We start from the raw sequence: 262 nt of genomic DNA, 5'->3' as shown, positions 1-262 counted from the left end.
GCATGTACTGGCCCCAGGCCCATACCAACGTGATCCGGCGCCTGCTGACCATGAGCAAGCGTGGTACCGAGGTGATCTACGTCACCGGCAACCACGACGAATTCCTGCGGCGCTACTCCAGGCTGATTCTCGGCAATATCCAACTGGTGGACGAGGCGGTACATGTCACTGCGGACGGGCGTCATCTGCTGGTGATCCACGGCGATCAGTTCGATGTGATTACCCGCTATCACCGCTGGCTGGCCTTTCTCGGCGACTCGGC

1 protein-coding gene is annotated in these 262 nt (G+C 60.7%); it reads left to right on the top strand.

Annotated elements, in window-relative coordinates; genetic code table 11:
- On the top strand, positions 1-262 hold a 262-nt coding region (locus SB756_RS31510; protein WP_410913428.1), incomplete at both ends, for a UDP-2,3-diacylglucosamine diphosphatase.

Origin of the sequence: Pseudomonas sp. SIMBA_068 (assembly GCF_046534705.1) — a bacterium.
GTDB lineage: Bacteria > Pseudomonadota > Gammaproteobacteria > Pseudomonadales > Pseudomonadaceae > Aquipseudomonas > Aquipseudomonas putida.
Note: the sequence above shows the minus strand (reverse complement) of the source record. Positions and strands in the feature narration are given on the sequence as shown.